Below are 19,019 nucleotides of genomic sequence, written 5' to 3' on the forward strand. Positions count from 1 at the left end.
ACGTCGCGCCGTTGGTTGCGTTCGCGCAGTTCCCCGCGCCCCTTTCAGGGGCGCGGGGAACTGCGCACGTCAACGCCGTGTGGCTGGAGTCGTCCGGTTCGGCGCGCCCCGACGCGGCGGAAAACCCGGTATGCGGCGGAGCCGATGCGTGAGGCAGAATCGCCGCAATGAGCACCTACCGCGACCTCGCACACCGTGGCAGCGCACGGGCCACCGTCCTGCGGACGGTCGGCACCCGCGAGCGCCGCTCGCACACGACGGCTCCGCGCGTACCCACCGTCGGCATCGACATCGGTGGCACGAAGGTGATGGCCGGCGTCGTCGACGCCGACGGCACCATCCTGGAGACCCTCCGCACGGAGACCCCGGACAAGTCCAAGAGCCCCAAGGTCGTCGAGGACACCATCACCGAGCTGGTGCTCGACCTCTCCGACCGCCACGACGTGCACGCGGTGGGCATCGGCGCGGCCGGCTGGGTGGACGCGGACCGCAACCGCGTCCTGTTCGCGCCCCACCTGTCGTGGCGCAACGAACCCCTGCGCGACCGCCTCGCGGGCCGCCTCGCGGTCCCCGTGCTCGTCGACAACGACGCCAACACCGCCGCCTGGGCGGAGTGGCGTTTCGGCGCCGGACGCGGCGAGGACCACCTCGTCATGATCACGCTCGGTACCGGCATCGGCGGCGCGATCCTGGAGGACGGCCAGGTCAAGCGCGGCAAGTTCGGCGTCGCGGGCGAGTTCGGCCATATGCAGGTCGTCCCCGGAGGGCACCGCTGCCCGTGCGGCAACCGCGGCTGCTGGGAGCAGTACAGCTCGGGCAACGCCCTGGTCCGAGAGGCCCGGGAGCTGGCGGCGGCCGACTCCCCGGTCGCGTACAACATCATCGAGCGGGTCCAGGGGAGCATCCCCGACATCACCGGACCGCTCATCACCGAGCTGGCCCGCGAGGGCGACGCCATGTGCGTCGAGCTGCTGCAGGACATCGGCCAGTGGCTGGGCGTCGGCATAGCGAACCTCGCGGCGGCCCTCGACCCGTCGTGCTTCGTCATCGGCGGCGGTGTGAGCGCTGCGGACGACCTGCTCATCGCGCCCGCCCGCGACGCGTTCAAGCGGCAGCTCACCGGGCGCGGCTACCGCCCCGAGGCCCGTATCGCCCGCGCCCAGCTCGGCCCCGAGGCCGGCATGGTCGGCGCTGCGGACCTGGCCCGCCTCGTCGCCCGCCGCTTCCGCCGCGCCAAGCGCCGCCGCGTGGAGCGCCACGAGCGGTACGAGCGCTACGCCCGCACCCGCAGCACGACGGGCGCGCCCGCCGACGGGGTCGAGCAGGGCTAGGTCAGCCGCAGATGCCGCAGAAAGTGACAGGAAATCCAGCCATGACCGTGCCCCGCCAGCCCCCGTCCGCGGACGAAGAGCCGCGCCCGGCCGAGGACCGCGGCCATGTGATCAAACGCCGCGTCCTCACGCTCCTGACCATCGTGCTGCTCATCGGCATCCCCGCCGGCTACCTGGTGATCTCCGCGGGCCAGAGCCGGGACAGCGGCAAGGACAAGGAGGCGAAGTACTCGGCGACCGGCCTCACCGTCGGCTGGCCGTCCAAGGTGCAGCGCCGCCTCTACCAGATCCCGGTCCCGCCGCACTCGCGCAACGTCGCCTACTACGAGACGAACAACTACAAGGTGAGCCGCCTGTACGCGCAGTTCCTCACCAGCAACAAGGGCCTCGACCAGTTCCTGGAGGAGGTCGACGCCGGCTACACGGTCGGCGACCTGGCGACCGACGACTTCGCGATCAGCGAGCGGGACCGGAAGATCGCGGGCTGGGACTTCACCGGCCCCGGCCCCTGGTACGGCCTCACGCACCACCAGGAGGACCCGTCGCCGACCCAGACGATCGTGGTGAACCGCTCCAATCCGGACCACCCGATGGTCTACGTGGTGTCGATGACGCACCCGTGACGGGGACACGGCGCGCCCGCTCTTCACGCCGCCCCCACTCCTGATCCACACCAGGAACCCGGAGTGAACACGTCACGTCCATTGTGGGGACCCGCCACCAGACGGCTCAGGCACAGTGGCTAGCGTGGCGGGTGTGAGTGACACGAAGACCCCGCGCCTGCAGTACCGATTCGACGGCCGTGACGACGACTCCGCCCCGGTGCTCATCCTCGGCCCGTCGCTCGGCACGACGTGGCACATGTGGGACCGCCAGGTGCCCGAGCTGGCCCAGCACTGGCGGGTGTTCCGCTTCGACCTGCCCGGGCACGGCGGTTCCCCCGCCCACCCGGCGGGCTCCGTCGAGGCGCTCGCGGAGCGGCTGCTCGCCACGCTCGACGAGCTGGGCATCCAGCGCTTCGGCTACGCGGGCTGCTCGCTGGGCGGCGCGATCGGCGCGGAGCTCGCGCTGCGCCACCCGGAGCGCGTCGCGTCGCTCGCCCTGATCGCGGCCTCGCCGCGGTTCGGCACCGCCGACGAGTTCCGCCAGCGCGGCGTCATCGTGCGCAGCAACGGCCTCGACCCCATCGCCCGTACGGCCCCCGAGCGCTGGTTCACGCACGGCTTCGCCACCGCGCAGCCCGCGATCACGGACTGGGCGGTGCAGATGGTCCGCACGACGGACCCGGGCTGCTACATCGCCTCCTGCGAGGCGCTCGCGGGCTTCGACGTCCGCGAGGAGCTGAGCGACATCGGCGTCCCGACGCTCGTCCTCGTCGGCTCGGAGGACCAGGTCACCGGCCCCGCCGAGGCCCGCACGCTGGTCGCCGGGATACCGGACGCCCGGCTCGCCGTGGTGCCCGGCGCCTCCCACCTGGCCCCGGTCGAACAGCCGGCGGCCGTCACGGACCTCCTCGTACGGCACTTCACCTCGGCCTGGCCGGCCGCGCACGAGAAGACCGGGCAGACCGCCATCCAGGCCGCCCCGGTCAAGCCGGTCATCGCGCCGCCGCCCCCGTCGGCCCCGCCGCGCGCGGAGATAGCGGCCGCGCAGCAGCCGGAGGCCGCGACCCGGCCCGACCCGCACGACGCGGGCCTCAAGACGCGCCGCGAGGTCCTCGGCGACGCCCACGTGGACCGGGCGCTTGCCACGGCCGACGACTTCTCCGGTGACTTCCAGGAGTTCCTCACGCGCTATGCGTGGGGCGAGATCTGGTCGCGTCCCGGGCTCGACCGCCGCACGCGCTCCTCGGTGACCCTGGCGACCCTGGTCGCGGGCGGCCACCTCGACGAGCTGGTGTTCCACACGCGGGCGGCGCTGCGCAACGGCCTCACGGCCGCGGAGATCAAGGAGATCCTGCTGCAGACCGCGGTCTACTGCGGCGTACCGGCCGCGAACGCGGCGTTCAAGGTGGCCCAGCAGGTGATCCGCGAGGAGACCACGCCCCAGGAGTGAGGCGGGGCTGAAACGGCGCGGGAGCGGGCGCAGGATGGGACGTATGAAGCTGACGAAGAAGACCCACGCCTGCGTCCGGCTCCAGAAGGACGGGCAGACGCTCGTCATCGACCCGGGCGGATTCTCCGAGGACGACGCGGCCGTCGGCGCCGACGCGATCCTCGTGACGCACGAGCACCCCGACCACTTCAACGAGGACCGGCTGCGCGCCGGGATGGAGGCCAACCCCGGCGCGCGGATCTGGACCCTGAAATCGGTCGCGGAGCAGCTCTCGGCGGCCTTCCCGGGCCGCGTCCACACGGTGGGGCACGGCGACACGTTCACGGCCGCCGGGTTCGACGTCCAGGTGCACGGCGAACTGCACGCGGTGATCCACCCGGACATCCCGCGCATCACGAACGTCGGCTATCTCGTCGACGGCGGCACGGTCTTCCACCCCGGCGACGCCCTCACCGTTCCCGACCACCCGGTCGAGACGCTGATGCTGCCCGTCATGGCGCCCTGGAACAAGATCGCCGAAGTGATCGACTACGTGCGCGAGGTCAAGCCGCGCCGCGCGTACGACATCCACGACGCGCTGCTCACGGACCTCGCCCGGCCGATCTACGACGGCCAGATCGGCGCGCTGGGCGGCACGGAGCACCTGCGCCTGGCCCCGGGCGGCTCGGCGCAGGTCTGAGGGCCGCTGCCTACTTGCCGAGCAGTTCGACGACCTCGTCCGTGGAGCCGATCTCCGCGATGCGCGGGAAGATCTTGCCGAAGCTGTGCTCGTGGGAGTCGGCGTCCGTGTCGGTCGTCGCGTCGTCGACGAGCACCAGGTTGTAGCTCAGCTCCCACGCGGAGCGGGCGGAGGACTCGACGCCGATGGACGTCGAGATGCCGCACAGCACGATCTGCGTGACGCCGCGGCGGCGCAGCTGGAGGTCCAGCTCGGTGCCGGTGAAGGCGCCCCAGTGCCGCTTGGTGATCACGATGTCGTCGCCGAGCGGGCCGAGCTCGTCGGGGAACTCGGAGAACGCGGGCGGCGGCGCCTGCGTCATGGCGCCCGCGGCGGCGCGGCCGGTCGGCAGGTCGCCGCCGTCCTGCGACCAGGCGACCTTCACACGCACGACCGGCAGGCCCTTGGCGCGGAAGGCCTCGGCGAGCTTGGCCCCGTTCTTGAGGACGTCGGCGGAGGGGTGCACGGTCGGCAGGCCGAGGATGCCGTTCTGCAGGTCGATGAGGACGAGGGCGGGGCGCTCGTCGAGGGGGGAGTTGATCGTCATGTTCGGCAGGCTAACTGTCTAACAGAAAAACTTGCAAGATTGCCTGTCGATCGCGGGCGCGGCGCCCGGCACGCGGCCCTGCCCCGGCGGGCGCGCCGCACTGTCAGTGGTGCCGGGTAGGTTGTGGGACATGCGCATTGCTACCTGGAACGTGAACTCGATCACCGCGCGGCTGCCGCGCCTCCTTGCCTGGCTGGAGAGCAGTGGCACGGACGTGCTGTGCATCCAGGAGACCAAGTGCTCGGCCGAGCAGTTCCCCGCGGACGAGCTGCGGGAGCTGGGCTACGAGTCGGCGGTGAACGCGAACGGCAGGTGGAACGGGGTGGCGCTGCTCTCCCGCGTCGGCCTGGAGGACGTGGTCAAGGGCGTCCCCGGCGACCCCGGCTACGACGGGGCGGAGGAGCCCCGCGCCGTCTCCGCGACCTGCGGCCCGGTCCGCGTCTGGTCGGTCTACGTGCCGAACGGGCGGGAGGTCGACCACGCGCACTACGCGTACAAGCTCCAGTGGTTCGAGGCCCTGAAGGCGGCGGTCGCGGGCGACGCGGCGGGCTCGCGGCCCTTCGCGGTGATGGGCGACTACAACGTGGCGCCGACGGACGACGACGTGTGGGACATCTCCCTCTTCGAGGGGGCGACGCATGTGACCCCGGCCGAGCGCGCGGCGCTCACGGCACTGCGCGAGACGGGCCTGTCGGACGTCGTGCCGCGCCCCCTCAAGTACGACCACCCCTTCACGTACTGGGACTACCGCGCGCTCGGCTTCCCGAAGAACAAGGGCATGCGCATCGACCTGGTCTACGGGAACGAGCCGTTCGCCAAGGCCGTCTCGGACGCGTACGTGGACCGCGAGGAGCGCAAGGGCAAGGGGGCATCCGACCACGCGCCGGTCGTGGTCGACCTCGACGTCTGAGGGCGGCCCGGGCCGATTGTCAGTGGCGGGCGCTAGCGTCTGCGCCCGTGACGGATCTGACGACGTATCTGACCTCGACCCAACTGGCCTACGACACGGCGGCCGGCGCCTATGCCGAGATCGTGCCCCCGCTCTTCCCGCAGGACCTGTACGCGCACGCGATGTTCGGCGTCTTCGCCGAGCGGGTGAAGCGGGCGGGCGGCGGTCCCGTGGCCGACCTCGGCTGCGGGCCGGGGCATGTGACGGCCCATCTGGACTCCCTCGGCCTGTCCGCCTTCGGCATCGACCTCTCGCCGAAGACGGTCGCCGAGGCCCGCCGCGCCCACCCCGGACTCCGGTTCGAGGAGGGCACGATGACCGGCCTCGACCTGCCGGACGGCTCGCTCGGCGGCGTCGTCGCCTGGTACTCGACGGTGCACACGCCGCCGGAGCTGCTGCCGACGGTGTTCGCCGAGTTCCACCGCGTCCTCGCCCCCGGCGGCCATCTGCTGCTCGGCTTCAAGGTGGGCGACCTGCTGCGCCACCTCGACCACGCCTACGGCCACGACCTCTCACTGGACGTCTACTGGCTGGACCCGGCGCACGTCGCCGGGCTCGTGGCACAGGCCGGTCTCCCGGTGGAGGCCGAGCTGGTCCGCGAGCCCGAGGACTACGAGCGGGCGACGCAGGGACGGCAGGCCGTCCTGATCGCCCGCAAGCCGGACGACGCTACGGCCTGAGGATCTCCAGGTCGATCGAGTCGGCCAGCGCCTTCAACCCCGGGTCGCCGGGATGCAGATGGTCCCCGCTGTCGTAGGCGGGGAGCATCCGCGCCGGGTGGGCCGGGTCGCGCACGACGGCGTCGAAGTCCAGGAAGCCGTCGAATCCCGAACCGGGGCTGCGGACAAAGGAGTTGATGGCCTCCCGCTGCTCGTCGGCGGCCGCCGTGCACAGCGCCTCGCCCTCGCACGGCGTGATGGTCGCGCCGATCACCTTCAGGCCCCGTGCGTGCGCCCGCGCCACGATCTCCCGCAGCCCCGCCTCGACCTGCGCGGCGCTCGCGCCCCAGCGCACGTCGTTCACGCCCTGGAAGACGACGACCGTCCTCGCCGAGGTCTGCGCGAACACGTCGCGGTCGAGCCGGTGCAGCGCGCTCACGCCGCCCGTGTCGGTGGAGAGCCCGTCGCCGGGGTAGCGGTCGGCGAGGACCCGGTTCGCGGAGATGCCCTCGTTGAGCACCCCGTAGTGCGGCACCTTCGACTGTGCGAGGAGCCGCGTGGCGAGCACGTTGGGCCAGCGGTGGTTCGCGTCCAGCGTCGACTTCACGCCATCCGTGATGGAGTCGCCGAGCAGCACGACGGAACCGGGGCCACCGCCCACGTCGACACCGGTGAGCAGCGGCCAGTACGAGATCGTCGAGCTGTACGCGGAGCCGTCCGCCTCCGTCGCGTGATCGCCCGTCGTGCTCACGTAGCTGCGCTGGATGGCCTGGCTGTGCACGGGCGCCGCGGTGACGGGCTCCGGCAGATGGAAGCTCACCAGAAGGTTGGCGCTCTCCGGCACGTCGAAGTCCACCGGGTCACTGAACGCCTGGCCCCCGGCCGGGAGTTGGGTGCCGGTCTTGCCGCGGAACGTCAGCGGCACCGGCTTCCCGCGCGCCGCGGCCCCCGTCCCCTGCACCGCCACCGACGCGCTCCCGATCCGCACCGGCGTCGCGGCGAAGGTGTTCTCCAGGCGGATGCGGACCTTGGGCCCGCCCGTGCTCGTGTGCACGACGAGCCGGATCGTACGGTCCGCCCACGGACCCACCGCGGTGTACCCGGCGGGCGAGGCCGACCAGCTGCCCGTCCACCCGGACGTCGCCGCGCGCACGGACAGGCCGAACACGTGCAGCGTCCCGCCGCTCGCCTTCGGCAGGTCAACGGAGGAGATCTGTCGGCCCTTGCGCACCGGCACGGTCACCGCGTACAGCCGGGTCTTCTCGGCGACCTGGCCGGCCGTCGTGTTCCGGTGCGGCAGCGCCACCGACTTGGTGGCGAGCGGCCCGGTGCGCCAGTCCGGCGCGGTGAGCGAGTACGTGGACCGTGAGCCGTCCGCGTACCGGACGACGCCGGTGCCCGCCGCGTCCCCGCCGGTCCCGGCGACCAGGAAGGCGAGCGCGTCCCCCCGCCCGCTCACCCGCACGGACTGCCCGTCCGCCCGGACGTTGTCGGGCCCGGCCCCCGCCGTCCGCGGCCAGGTCAGCCGGGCCCGGTCGATCTCCATCGCACGACCGGGGGTCCAGCCGGCGGCGGTCAGGTCCTGCGCGGACAGGGAGCTGCCCGCGCCGTCGAAGTCCGCTTCACCGGGTCGCGCGTCGTCGCTGACGGCCCGGTTGTCGAAGAGCCGCTCCAGGGGGAGCGGCCCGGGTCTGGCGGGGGCGGCGTGGGCCGCGGCGACAGGGGTGACCCCCGCGCAGACGGCCAGGATGAACGCGGCTCCCCAAATGCGTCGGCGCAAGACCGACTCCCTCCGCTTGTGTGTCCGCCGTGGTGGTTGCGGCATGAAGCTAAGGACGGGGTGATGGCCCGTCAATGTGCCGCGAGGTAAACGGGGGAGAAAGGCCGGTGTCCGGTTCCTGAACCCGTCGCGTCGCCGCCTCCGCGCGCCTGTGGTGCGGGCAGGTGGGGGGATGTCAATCTGGGCGATATGAAGATCCCTTTCGCGGCCAATTGGCACAAGAAGCGCGGTCCGGTCCACGGTGTCGCCGTGTTCCCGACCGGCGAAGACGGTGACGAGAGCGAGAGCGGGCTCGTCGAACTGCTCTCCGAGTGCGAGCTCCTGCGCTCCCACGCCGACGACGCGGGGGTCGAACTCGACGAGTCGGTGCGGTCGTTGGAGGCGCTCGACCAGCTCGTGCCGCGCTGGCGGGAGGACGAGGACACGCTGCACTGGGTGGGCAACGACGCGGGTCTCTACCTCGGCTCGGTCATGGTGCGGCACGTGTCGGGCGCCAGTTGGGTGATCTGGGACAACGGGCAGCCCGTGGTGCGGCTCGAATCGGGCCGGGAGATCGACGTCGTGGAGGCCGGGCACGAGTGGGCGGCGAGCGGCGCCCCGGAGCTCTCCCAGTTCTACGCGGAGGCCGCGGAGTCGTAGGCCGGTGGGCGTCGCCACGTAGCTGAGCCTCAAATACGGTTAATGCCCATAAGTGCGTGTCGTCTGTTAAGTCCCATGTAAGCGTGGATAGTTTGCGCGGACCGACACAGCTGAAAGTGGGCAGGGACTGCCGATGGCCGTCGATCCGTTGATCGAGCTGCGAGACGTCAACAAGTACTACGGGGAGCTGCATGTCCTTCAGGACATCGACCTCACCGTCGGCAAGGGGGAGGTGGTGGTGGTCATCGGCCCTTCGGGGTCGGGCAAATCGACGCTCTGCCGGACGATCAACCGTCTGGAGACCATCGAGTCCGGAACGATCCGGCTCGACGGACAGCCGCTCCCCGAGGAGGGGAAGGCGCTCGCGCAGCTGCGGGCCGAAGTGGGCATGGTCTTCCAGTCGTTCAACCTCTTCGCGCACAAGACGGTGCTGCAGAACGTCTCACTGGCCCAGCTGAAGGTCAGAAAGCGCAAGAAGGACGAGGCCGACAAGCGCTCCCGTGAGCTGCTCGAACGGGTCGGACTCGCCGCCCACGCGGACAAGTTCCCCGCGCAGATGTCCGGCGGCCAGCAGCAGCGCGTGGCCATCGCCCGCGCCCTCGCCATGGACCCCAAGGCCCTCCTTTTCGACGAGCCGACCTCGGCGCTCGACCCGGAGATGATCAACGAGGTCCTCGAGGTCATGCAGCAGCTCGCGCGCGACGGCATGACGATGGTCGTGGTCACCCACGAGATGGGCTTCGCGCGCACCGCCGCCGACCGCGTCGTCTTCATGGCGGACGGAAAGATCGTGGAGGACCGCAACCCCGAGGAGTTCTTCACGCACCCGGAGAGCGAGCGCGCCCGGGACTTCCTCTCCAAGATCCTGAAGCACTGACCGGGGGAGCGCACCACCACATGATCGCCAAGTCGCTACGGCTGCTCGCCGCGCTCGCGGTGACGGCCCTGGCCGCCACCGCCTGCGGCAAGGAGGGCAGCCCACCCGTCAAGGGCCCGTCCGCCGCCGAGCTCCCGCAGTACAAGATCGCGCAGGGTTTCTCGCTGCCCGACTCGCCGACCTGGAAGAAGGCGGAGCGGCGCGGCCACTTCATCGTCGGGGCCAAGGAGGACCAGCCCTACCTCGGCGAGAAGAACCCCGCGGACGGCACGTACACGGGCTTCGACATCGAGATCGCCAAGATGGTCTCGGCCTCCCTCGGGCTCGACCCGAAGAAGATCCGCTTCAAGACCATCGCGTCGGCGAACCGCGAGACGGCCCTGCAGAACGGGCAGATCGACTACTACGTCGGCACGTACACGATCAACGACATGCGCAAGAAGCTCGTCGGCTTCGCGGGCCCGTACTACATGGCGGGTCAGTCGCTGCTCGTGCGCAGCGACGAGGAGGACATCAAGGGGCCCGACGACCTCGCGGGCAAACGCGTCTGCTCGGCGGCCGGCTCCACGCCGTACCAGCGGATCAAGTCGGACTACCCGAAGGCCGAGCTCGTCGCGTACGACACGTACTCGATCTGCGTCGACAACCTGCTGACCTACCAGGTCGACGCGGTCACCACCGACGACGCGATCCTGCTCGGCTACGCGGCCAAGGTGCCCGAGGAGATGAAGCTAGTCGGCAAGCCGTTCTCCGAGGAGCCGTACGGCATCGGCGTCCCGAAGAAGGACAACGCGCTGCGGTTCGCCATCAACGACGCGCTGGAGGCCCGCCAGAAGAACGGTGACTGGAAGAAGGCCTACGACGCGACGCTCGGCCTCTCCGGAGAACCGGCCCCGAAACCGCCCGCCATCGACCGCTACCCGGCGAACTGAGGAGGCGTCCCATGAATGTCCTGACCGACAACATCGAGCTGTACTGGAAAGGCTTCCTCGGCACCGTCGAGCTCACCGTCTTCGCCTCGATCCTGGCGCTGGTGCTCGGCTTCCTCATGGCCTCGTTCCGGGTCGCGCCCGTCGGCTCCTTCCGAGCCTTCGGCACCGCCTGGGTCACGGTCCTGCGCAACACCCCGCTGACGCTGCTGTTCTTCGCGGTGCTGCTCGGCCTGCCGCGCTTCGGCCTGGTGCTGCCCTTCACCGTCTTCGCGATCCTCGCGCTCGGCTGCTACACCTCCGCGTTCATCTGCGAGGCGGTGCGCTCCGGCATCAACACGGTGCCCAAGGGGCAGGGCGAGGCGGCCCGCAGCCTCGGCATGACCTTCGGCCAGACCCTGACCCACGTCATCCTGCCGCAGGCCTTCCGGTCCGTGATCCCGCCGATCGGCTCCACGCTCATCGCGCTCGCCAAGAACTCCGCGATCGCGGGCGCCTTCAGCGTCGTCGAGCTGCTCGGCACCTACAAGACGCTCAGCGAGCTCGGCTACAACATCATCTGGACCTTCGTCTGGATCGCGATCGGATACCTGATCATCACGCTCGCCATCAGCGCCCTGTTCAACTTCCTCGAGAAGCGCTGGGGGTTCGCCCGATGAAGGCCCTGCGGCACGACGCCACCGCCCTCTACGACATCCCGGGCCCGAAGACCGAACGCCGGCACAAGCTGTACGGGCTGCTCTCGACGCTCATCGTGCTCGCCCTGGTCGCCTGGATCCTCTACCTGCTGTTCGACACCGACCAGTTCACGTACACGAAGTGGATGCCCTTCGAGTACACGGGCATCCAGGAACTGCTCCTGCGCGGGCTCGGCAACACGCTCAAGGCCTTCGCCATGGCGGCCGTCCTGTCGCTCGTGCTCGGCACGCTGCTGGCCGTGGGGCGGCTCTCGGACCACAAGCCGGTGCGCTGGCTCGCGACGCTGTTCGTCGAGTTCTTCCGCGCCATGCCGGTCCTGGTGATGATCTTCTTCATCTACGTGGCACTGAAGATGGAGCCGCTGGCCGCGCTCGTCGCGGGCCTGACGCTCTACAACGGCTCCGTGCTCGCCGAGGTGTTCAGATCGGGCATCAACGCGGTGGAGCGCGGACAGCGCGAGGCGGCGTACGCGCTGGGCATGCGCAAGACGCAGGTCATGACGCATGTGCTCGTCCCTCAGGCGGTGCGGGCCATGCTGCCCGCCATCATCAGCCAGTTGGTGGTGGCGCTGAAGGACACGTCGCTCGGGTATCTCATCACCTACGAGGAGTTCCTCCACGCCGGAAAACTGATCGCTTCCAACCTCGACTACGATTTGCCCTTCATCCCTGTGGTGATGGTGATCTCGCCGATCTACATCGGGATGTGCATGGTGCTGTCCTGGTTCGCCCAATGGGTGGCCAAGCGCCAGCGGCGCAACCCCAAGACGGAGGCGGCCGATGTCGCCCCGGCCGAGCCAGGGACGCTGCTGCCAGGTACGCAGTAGCCGAAACGAAAGCATCGGCCCGTCCCCGCCCAGCGGCAGCCGGAGATCACTGCTTCACGAAGTTCGTGTGTTCGTGGGGGAGAAGGTCAGCTGCAGCGTGCCGGTCGGGACGTGCCTGCTTGCCGAGGATGAGCGGGCCCTTGTCGCATTCGTACGCGACGGGGGCACCGCTCTCCTTGGTTTCACGGCCTATTTGGCGCGGTGCGCGGCGCGGCCGCCGCCATTGGCCGGCGCCGCGGGCAGCGGGGACTCCGCCGCCTTCGTGACATCGGCCACCACCTCGACGACGTCCGGACCGTACGCCCCGGAGTTCACGACCTTCAGCAGCAGGACGAAGGAGTTGTTGCCGTGCTTGCGGGCGAGCCGCTCGTGGTGGCGGGCGAGATAGCGGGTGGCGGCCTGGTTGGTGATGGGCAGCTGGCCGCAGAACAGAAAGACCGGCCTCGCCTCGGGGGTGGCGGGACCGGCGGTCAGACGGGCCAGGAGGACGTACTCGGTTCTGCTCGGCTCCAGACGGTAGCGCTCGGAGCCGATCTGGAAGGCGCCGCGGTCGGGGCCCGGCTCGGGGTCGGTGTTCACACGGATGCCGGGCAGCAGGCTCACCATGTGCGCGGCCATGCGTCTGTTGGAGGCGGGACCGCCCACGCAGAACTCCGTACGCTCCCCGAAGCCCTGCTGCGCGGTGTCGTGGGCGACGACCTGGGCGTGCGCGTTGCAGTCCTTGATGAGCGCGGAGAGTTCGAGGAGGGCGAAGACGTCGTGACGCTTCACCGTCAGCTCGGGGCCGCCCGCGTCGCGGTTCACGACGAGCAGCGACTCGGAGTTGTCGGGCAGCCCGAAGAAGGCCTGCTTGCGGCGGAGCTTGCGCTTCCACACATAGGTGCGGCAGAGCCAGCCCAGCGAGGCGCTGATGCCCGCCGCGATCAGGCCGAGGACGATATTGCGCACGTCTTCAGTCATGGGGGCGCACTCTAGCGGGATGTTCGACCGGGGTTCGAGGGGGTCCTGACGGCGCGGTCCGCTCAAGTTACGCTGCGCTGACGCCTGTTGACCGGAGGTACTGATGAGACGTTCAGTTGTACGGAATCTGTCGGTCTTCGCCGCACTCGGCAGCATGGTGGCGGTTGGTGCCGCGGCTCCGCCTTCGTCCGCTTCCCGTACGCCCGTGAAGGAGCCGGTCGCGGTCGGCTCCGGCGGCGCCGTGGCGAGCGTCGACGCGGACGCGTCCGCGGCCGGCATCGAGGTGCTGAGGAACGGGGGCAACGCGGTGGACGCCGCCGTCGCCACCGCGGCCGCCCTCGGGGTGACCGAGCCGTACTCGTCCGGGGTCGGGGGCGGCGGCTACTTCGTCTACTACGACGCCAAGTCCCGCAAGGTGCACACCATCGACGGCCGCGAGACGGCGCCGCTGACGGCAGGATCCGACCTCTTCCTGGAGAACGGCAAACCGCTCGCCTTCAACGACGCGGTCACCAGCGGGCTGAGCGTGGGCACGCCGGGCACGCCGGCCACGTGGCAGTCGGCGCTCGACGCGTGGGGGAGCAAGGGGCTCGCCTCCGTGCTGAGGCCCGCCACGAAGCTGGCGAGCGACGGATTCACCGTCGACGACACGTTCCGCTCGCAGACCGCGTCGAACGAGGCCCGGTTCCGCAACTTCCCGGACACGGCGAAGCTGTTCCTGCCGGGCGGGAAGCTCCCCGAGGTCGGCTCGACGTTCAAGAACCCCGACCTGGCGCGCACGTACGAGCAGTTGGGCCGGGACGGGACCGGGGCGGTGTACCGCGGCGCCATCGGCAAGGACGTCGTGAAGACGGTCAACAAGCCGCCGGTCGACCCGGCGTCCGGGTACAACGCGCGGCCCGGGAAGCTGTCGGCGAAGGACCTCGCGGCGTACGGCACCAAGTTCCAGGCGCCGACGCGGACCTCGTACCGGGGGCTCGGGGTCTACTCCATGGCGCCGTCCTCGTCCGGTGGCACGAGTGTCGGCGAGGCGCTCAACATCCTGGAGAACACCGACCTGTCGAAGGCGTCCGAGGCCCGGTATCTGCACCGGTTCATCGAGGCGAGCCGGGTGGCGTTCGCCGACCGGGGGCGCTGGGTGGGCGACCCGGCGTTCGAGGACGTGCCGACGAAGGGGCTCCTGTCGCAGAGGTTCGCGGACTCGCGCGAGTGCCTCATCAAGGACGACGCGGTGCTCAAGAGCCCGCTCGCGCCGGGGGACCCGAGGAATCCTGGCAAGTGCGGCAAGGCCGGGGACAAGGCGGCGCCCACGACGTACGAGGGTGAGAACACGACGCACCTCACCGCGGCGGACAAGTGGGGCAACGTCGTCGCGTACACCCTCACCATCGAGTCGACCGGCGGCAGCGGGATCACGGTGCCGGGGCGCGGGTTCCTGCTCAACAACGAGCTGACGGACTTCTCGTTCGCGCCGGCGAACCCGGAGGTGCACGACCCGAACCTGCCCGGGCCCGGGAAGCGGCCGCGGTCCTCTATCTCGCCGACGATCGTGCTCGACAAGTCGGGCAAGCCCGTGGTCGCGGTCGGGTCGCCGGGCGGCGCGACCATCATCACGACGGTGGCGCAGACGCTCACGGGGTTCATCGACCGGAGGCTGCCGCTGGTCGACGCGATCGCGGCGCCGCGGGCGAGTCAGCGGAACGCGGCGCAGACGGAGTTGGAACCGGGCCTGTACGACAGCGCGCTTCGCGGGAAGCTGGAGGCCATCGGCCACGCGTTCAAGGAAAACCCGGAGATCGGGGCGGCGACGGGCGTGCAGAGGTTGGCCGGCGGGAAGTGGCTTGCGGCGGCGGAGAAGGTTCGGCGGGGTGGGGGTTCGGCGATGGTCGTGTCACCGGGAAAGTAGCTGAGGTCGCGGGGCTCTGCCCCGGACCCCGCGCCTCAATCGCCGGCGGGGCTTGATTTGGTCGACCATCTCAAGCCCCTGCGGCGATTGAGCAGCGGGGTCCGGGGCGGAGCCCCGTGGGCGCAACGCCGTTGCCGCGGGACCTAGCGTGCCGTCAGGACCCGGGGGCCGGCCTCCGTGATCGCCACGGAGTGTTCCGCGTGGGCCGCCCGGGACGCGTCGTTCGTGCGGAGGGTCCAGCCGTCGGGGGCCTCGTGATAGCCGTCGCCACCGCCGCCGATGACCATGGGCTCGATGGCCAGGGCCATGCCGTGCCGCAACCGCATCCCGCGACCCGCCCGCCCCTCGTTCGGCACCGGCGGGTCCTCGTGCATCCGGCGCCCGATCCCATGGCCGCCGAACCCTTCGGGAATCCCGTACCCCGCCTCCCGGCACACCGTCCCGATCGCATGCGCGATGTCCCCGATCCGGTTGCCGACGACCGCCGCCGCGATCCCGGCCGCGAGCGCCCGCTCCGCCGTCTCGATCAGCCGTACGTCCTCGGGCCGCGCCCTGCCGACCGTAAAGCTGATCGCGGAGTCCCCGGCCCAGCCGTCGAGCTCCGCCCCGCAGTCGATCGACACCAGGTCCCCGTCCCGCAGCCGGTACCCGGTCGGGATGCCGTGCACGATCGCGTCGTTCACGGACGCGCAGATCACCGCGGGGAACGGCGTCGGCGCGAAACTCGGCCGATAGCCGAGGAACGGCGACGTGGCCCCCGCCTTCCGCAGCACCTCGCGCGCCACCTCGTCAAGGTCCAGCAGGCTCACGCCCACCGCCGCATGCTCCCGCACCGCGGTGAGCGCGTCGCCCACGACCCGCCCCGCCTCCCGCATCGCGTCGATCGATGTGTCCGTCTTCAGTTCCACCATGCCAATAACTATACCGGTATTTAAATCCGGTACGGAAATTGGTGCCTCGGGTAGGATGGGTGCATGGTCCGAACCCCCTTGACCCCCGAAGAGCGCGAGCGCGGCGAGCGCCTCGGCCGCCTGCTGCGCGAGGCGCGGCTCGGGCGCAGCATGACCGAGGTGGCCGCGGGCGCGGGCGTCTCCGTCGAGACGCTGCGCAAGATCGAGACGGGCCGGGCGCCCACCCCCGCCTTCTTCACGGTCGCCGCCCTCGCCCGGGAGCTGGGGCTTTCCATGGACGAGCTGGTGACGCACTGCGCGCTCGTGCCCGCCTGACCGCTACCGGTGTCCACCCCGAAAAGAGCGCGTAGCACCCCCGTAACACGCGAGGTGTTTGCTTCCGGAGCGTAAGGCTCCAAGAGGGCGGGCACGAGGGCGCGACGATCGGCGGGGCGCGTGGCGGACGTGGGACAACTCCCGGACCGGGTGAAGGACTTCGCGACATATCTGCAAGGCCTCAACGCCCGGCTCGACCAGCGCGCCGGTTGGTGCGGCGTCTTCTGGCAGCGGGATCCGGAGGGCATGCGGGCCTGTCTCGACGGCAGTGAAGTGCCTCCGTGGGACGTGGTGGAGTCGCTGCTGAAGGACCTCGCCGCGGCGCTCGGTGCCGAGCACGCCGAGCGTGAGGCGGCCCGCGCCCATGCCCTGTACCGCGCGTCCGCACGCGCCCACGACACCGGACCCGGCGGGCGCGCGCTGCTCGCCGACCGGATGGACGTGATGGCCCGCGAGCAGCGGTACGCGGCGCGTCGCCTCCAGGAACTCGGCGCCCGCCTCGACTCCGTCACCGACCAGGAGGAGGCCGAAGCCGTCCGTCGCGACCTGGCGTGGGCACACGACGACCACGGGCGGGCGACCGCGCGCATCGTCGAACTCGGTGCGAGACTGGCGGAGTTGGGGCCCGACCCCGCGCTCTCGGAAGTGCCCGCGCCGCCCCCTGCCCCCGTTCCTGCTCCTGCTCCCGCTCCCGTCAAGGAACGCAAGCGCCGCTCCCGGGGCAGCGCCCGCTTCGCCGGGATGCCGACGGAGGAACCGGGGGCGGGGCCCGCGACTGGTTCGGATCACGCCCCTGCCACCCCCACCGGCGCCCGCTTCGCCGGTGCCGCGCCCGGCACGGACGCGCCCACGACCCCCGCCCCGCCCCCGGTCGACGCCACCGCGCACGCCGACGTCGCGGACATGGTCGCCCTTCTCGTCGGCCATCGCGTCGAGGGCCGCAGCGGCGAGGCGCACATGGTCCTCGTGGGTGCGGCCGCCGGTCCCGCCGGTCATCTCCCGCTCTACGCCCGGGAGTTGACGAGCGCCGGGCTCGCCGCCGACTGGGCCACCCTGCTGTGGGAGGTCGCGTCACTGCCGCCCGACCGCCTGGTCGCCGCCGTCGACGCGCTGGTCGCGGCCGGCCGGCCCGGCGACGGGCAGCAACTGTTGCGCCAGGGCATCGGCAGCCCGCCCGCCGAGTTCGGTGCCGCGGTGCACCGGCTCGACGAGGACGGCCGCCACCGCGAGGCCCGCACACTCCTGGACGCGTACGTCCGCGGCCGCACACCCGAGGACGCTGCCCACAGCGCGAGCGCCGCCCCCGACCGGCTCGTCCCGCTCCTGCTCGACGCGGCGCGCCGGGTCTCCGACGAGCGGTACCGGGACGTGCTCCACGCCCTGCGCGTCGCGGGCCTCGCGCACTGAACCGTCACCCGCACGAGTGTCCGGGCCGCCCCGATCCAGCGGGTTGCCGACGATGGCCTTGGCAAGGTCTCCCGTGAGGCTTACGTTCGTCCCTCTACCGCCGCTCTACGTGCGTAGAGGCGACTGGGCAGGGACATACCTGCGTAGAGACGTAAGGAAGAAGGAGTGCTGCCGATGACCACCCCCTCCCGAGCCTCTCTGCACGACCGCCACCGCGACGTCCTGCCGGACTGGCTGGCCCTGTACTACGACGACCCGATCGAGCTCACGCACGGCGAGGGCCGGCACGTCTGGGACGCCGAGGGCAACAAGTACCTCGACTTCTTCGGCGGCATCCTCACGACGATGACGGCGCACGCCCTGCCCGAGGTCACCAAGGCGGTGAGCGAACAGGCCTCCCGCATCGTCCACTCGTCGACGCTCTACCTGAACCGGCCGATGGTCGAACTCGCCGAGCGTGTCGCCCAGTTGTCCGGCATCCCCGACGCCCGCGTCTTCTTCACCACGTCCGGCACCGAGGCCAACGACACGGCGCTGCTGCTCGCCACCGCGTACCGCCGCTCGAACCAGATCCTGGCGATGCGCAACAGCTACCACGGCCGCTCGTTCTCCGCGGTCGGCATCACCGGCAACAAGGGCTGGTCGCCGACGAGCCTGTCGCCGCTCCAGACGCTGTACGTGCACGGGGGCGTGCGCGGCCGAGGCCCCTACGCCCACCTGTCCGACGCCGAATTCATCGAGGCCTGCGTCGCGGACCTGCGGGACATGCTCGGCCAGACCCGGGGCAACGTCGCGGCGCTCATCGCCGAACCCATCCAGGGCGTCGGCGGCTTCACCTCCCCGCCCGACGGCCTGTACGCCGCGTTCCGCGAGGTCCTGCGCGAGCACGGCATCCTGTGGATCTCGGACGAGGTGCAGACCGGCTGGGGCCGCACCGGCGAGCACTTCTGGGGCTGGCAGGCGCACGCGCGGTCCGGGCCGCCGGACATCCTGACCTTCGCCAAGGGCATCGGCAACGGCATGTCGATCGGCGGCGTCGTCGCCCGCGCAGACGTCATGAACTGCCTCGACGCCAACTCCATTTCGACGTTCGGCGGCTCGCCGATCACCATGGCCGCGGGCCTCGCCAACCTCTCGTACCTCCTGGAGCACGACCTCCAGGGCAACGCCCGGCGGGTCGGCGGACTCCTCATCGAGCGCCTCCGCGCCATCGCCGCGAGCGCGCCCGGTGTACGGGAGGTGCGGGGGCGCGGACTGATGATCGGCATCGAGCTGGAGAACCCGGGCCCCGGCCCCGACGCGGCGCAGGTCATCGAGTCCTGCCGCGAACAGGGGCTGCTGATCGGCAAGGGCGGCGGCCACGATTCGAGCGTCCTGCGGATCGCTCCGCCGATGACCTTGACGGTGGCGGAGGCGGAGGAAGGGGCTGCAATCTTGGAGCGGGCGTTGCACGGTTCGGCGTAGGAGTGGTCCCGGCCTCGGGGCTCTGCCCCGGACCCCGCTGCTCAAAC

General features: G+C 71.0%; 19 protein-coding genes. 15 read left to right on the forward strand and 4 right to left on the reverse strand.

Translation table 11 applies throughout. The features are described 5' to 3' along the window. Positions 1 to 167 precede the first annotated feature (167 nt). From ACZ7L4_RS08985 to ACZ7L4_RS09000, 4 genes are all read left to right on the forward strand, one after another. Positions 168 to 1,331 (forward strand): ROK family glucokinase, encoded by a 1,164-nt coding sequence (locus tag ACZ7L4_RS08985; protein WP_472101022.1) that lies wholly within the window; start codon positions 168 to 170, stop codon positions 1,329 to 1,331. Positions 1,332 to 1,372: 41 nt separating this feature from the next. Next, on the forward strand, positions 1,373 to 1,954 hold the full coding sequence (locus ACZ7L4_RS08990; RefSeq protein ID WP_472101024.1) for a sugar kinase: 582 nt from the start codon (positions 1,373 to 1,375) through the stop codon (positions 1,952 to 1,954). 133 nt (positions 1,955 to 2,087) lie between these two features. Beyond that, positions 2,088 to 3,386, forward strand: a complete 1,299-nt coding sequence (gene pcaDC, locus ACZ7L4_RS08995; RefSeq protein ID WP_422472464.1) for a bifunctional 3-oxoadipate enol-lactonase/4-carboxymuconolactone decarboxylase PcaDC — start codon at positions 2,088 to 2,090, stop codon at positions 3,384 to 3,386. 43 nt (positions 3,387 to 3,429) lie between these two features. After that, a complete protein-coding gene (locus ACZ7L4_RS09000; protein WP_472101026.1) occupies positions 3,430 to 4,065 on the forward strand; it encodes an MBL fold metallo-hydrolase in 636 nt (211 codons plus the stop codon). 10 nt (positions 4,066 to 4,075) lie between these two features. Here ACZ7L4_RS09000 and ACZ7L4_RS09005 read toward each other — a convergent pair whose 3' ends face one another. Beyond that, positions 4,076 to 4,651, reverse strand: a complete 576-nt coding sequence (locus ACZ7L4_RS09005) for a hydrolase (RefSeq protein WP_472101028.1) — start codon at positions 4,649 to 4,651, stop codon at positions 4,076 to 4,078. Positions 4,652 to 4,781: 130 nt separating this feature from the next. On the opposite strand from ACZ7L4_RS09005, the gene ACZ7L4_RS09010 reads away from it, so the two are divergent. Together ACZ7L4_RS09010 and ACZ7L4_RS09015 are read left to right on the forward strand one after the other, a co-directional pair. Further along, the gene (locus ACZ7L4_RS09010) at positions 4,782 to 5,561 is read left to right on the forward strand and encodes an exodeoxyribonuclease III (RefSeq protein WP_472101030.1); all 780 of its coding nucleotides are present in this window, start codon (positions 4,782 to 4,784) and stop codon (positions 5,559 to 5,561) included. Between the two features lie 47 nt (positions 5,562 to 5,608). Further along, the gene (locus tag ACZ7L4_RS09015) at positions 5,609 to 6,280 is read left to right on the forward strand and encodes a class I SAM-dependent methyltransferase (protein ID WP_472101031.1); all 672 of its coding nucleotides are present in this window, start codon (positions 5,609 to 5,611) and stop codon (positions 6,278 to 6,280) included. Here ACZ7L4_RS09015 and ACZ7L4_RS09020 read toward each other — a convergent pair. Next, entirely contained in the window at positions 6,270 to 8,084 is a 1,815-nt protein-coding gene (locus ACZ7L4_RS09020) for an SGNH/GDSL hydrolase family protein (RefSeq protein ID WP_472101032.1), read from the reverse strand. The genes ACZ7L4_RS09015 and ACZ7L4_RS09020 overlap by 11 nt on opposite strands. A gap of 144 nt (positions 8,085 to 8,228) precedes the next feature. Between ACZ7L4_RS09020 and ACZ7L4_RS09025 the strand changes: the two genes are divergently transcribed. From ACZ7L4_RS09025 to ACZ7L4_RS09045, 5 genes are all read left to right on the forward strand, one after another. After that, positions 8,229 to 8,678 carry a DUF6278 family protein gene (locus ACZ7L4_RS09025; protein ID WP_472101034.1) on the forward strand — a complete coding sequence of 150 codons (450 nt, stop codon included), beginning with the start codon at positions 8,229 to 8,231 and terminating at the stop codon, positions 8,676 to 8,678. Between the two features lie 133 nt (positions 8,679 to 8,811). Continuing rightward, positions 8,812 to 9,555, forward strand: coding sequence for an amino acid ABC transporter ATP-binding protein (locus tag ACZ7L4_RS09030; RefSeq protein WP_399238008.1), 744 nt, complete (start codon positions 8,812 to 8,814; stop codon positions 9,553 to 9,555). 20 nt (positions 9,556 to 9,575) lie between these two features. Further along, on the forward strand, positions 9,576 to 10,487 hold the full coding sequence (locus ACZ7L4_RS09035; protein ID WP_472101036.1) for a glutamate ABC transporter substrate-binding protein: 912 nt from the start codon (positions 9,576 to 9,578) through the stop codon (positions 10,485 to 10,487). Positions 10,488 to 10,498: 11 nt separating this feature from the next. Then, entirely contained in the window at positions 10,499 to 11,143 is a 645-nt protein-coding gene (locus ACZ7L4_RS09040) for an amino acid ABC transporter permease (RefSeq protein WP_385766595.1), read from the forward strand. Beyond that, the gene (locus tag ACZ7L4_RS09045) at positions 11,140 to 12,009 is read left to right on the forward strand and encodes an amino acid ABC transporter permease (protein WP_472101038.1); all 870 of its coding nucleotides are present in this window, start codon (positions 11,140 to 11,142) and stop codon (positions 12,007 to 12,009) included. Before ACZ7L4_RS09040 ends, ACZ7L4_RS09045 begins: the two co-directional genes overlap by 4 nt. 189 nt (positions 12,010 to 12,198) lie before the next feature. Here the strand turns inward: ACZ7L4_RS09045 and ACZ7L4_RS09050 are convergent, their stop codons facing one another. Beyond that, positions 12,199 to 12,969: a hypothetical protein gene (locus tag ACZ7L4_RS09050; RefSeq protein ID WP_450811701.1), complete on the reverse strand. Its 771-nt coding sequence runs from the start codon at positions 12,967 to 12,969 to the stop codon at positions 12,199 to 12,201. Between the two features lie 103 nt (positions 12,970 to 13,072). On the opposite strand from ACZ7L4_RS09050, the gene ggt reads away from it, so the two are divergent. After that, positions 13,073 to 14,875, forward strand: coding sequence for a gamma-glutamyltransferase (gene ggt / locus ACZ7L4_RS09055; RefSeq protein WP_472101040.1), 1,803 nt, complete (start codon positions 13,073 to 13,075; stop codon positions 14,873 to 14,875). Between the two features lie 143 nt (positions 14,876 to 15,018). Here the strand turns inward: ggt and map are convergent, their stop codons facing one another. Further along, positions 15,019 to 15,786, reverse strand: coding sequence for a type I methionyl aminopeptidase (map, locus tag ACZ7L4_RS09060; protein WP_472101042.1), 768 nt, complete (start codon positions 15,784 to 15,786; stop codon positions 15,019 to 15,021). Positions 15,787 to 15,849: 63 nt separating this feature from the next. Between map and ACZ7L4_RS09065 the strand changes: the two genes are divergently transcribed. From ACZ7L4_RS09065 to ACZ7L4_RS09075, 3 genes are all read left to right on the forward strand, one after another. Further along, positions 15,850 to 16,101 carry a helix-turn-helix domain-containing protein gene (locus tag ACZ7L4_RS09065; protein WP_450816989.1) on the forward strand — a complete coding sequence of 84 codons (252 nt, stop codon included), beginning with the start codon at positions 15,850 to 15,852 and terminating at the stop codon, positions 16,099 to 16,101. A gap of 129 nt (positions 16,102 to 16,230) precedes the next feature. Continuing rightward, on the forward strand, positions 16,231 to 17,508 hold the full coding sequence (locus ACZ7L4_RS09070; RefSeq protein WP_472101974.1) for a hypothetical protein: 1,278 nt from the start codon (positions 16,231 to 16,233) through the stop codon (positions 17,506 to 17,508). A 174-nt stretch (positions 17,509 to 17,682) separates the two neighbouring features. Further along, the gene (locus ACZ7L4_RS09075) at positions 17,683 to 18,972 is read left to right on the forward strand and encodes an aspartate aminotransferase family protein (protein WP_472101044.1); all 1,290 of its coding nucleotides are present in this window, start codon (positions 17,683 to 17,685) and stop codon (positions 18,970 to 18,972) included. Positions 18,973 to 19,019 lie beyond the last annotated feature (47 nt).

The sequence above is a fragment of the Streptomyces sp. NPDC107575 genome (assembly GCF_055657265.1).